Here is a 302-nt window from a genome sequence, read left to right on the forward strand (position 1 = left end):
CGGTCGGCGGCGCGCGGGCGGCGAGGGGGTGCGGTGGCCAGGGGGTGCGGTGGCGAGGTGGCGCGAGCGCGCGCTGCTGTTGCGACCAACGGGGACCGGAGGCAGAAATGGATGCCAGCGGCAGGAGCCGCCCTCCGCGTACCGCCGTCTGCGACCGGAGCCCTCGATCGGAGCCCTCGATGAGTTCCCAACCGCCTTCCTCCGGGTCACCGCTCGGCCCGCCCTCCGGGCCACCGTCCGGACCGCTCTCGGGTCCGCCGTCCGGCGGCGGCCACTCCGGGCCTCCCGGGCCGGCCGGGCCG

Source organism: Kitasatospora putterlickiae (assembly GCF_039527695.1).
GTDB lineage: Bacteria > Actinomycetota > Actinomycetes > Streptomycetales > Streptomycetaceae > Kitasatospora > Kitasatospora putterlickiae.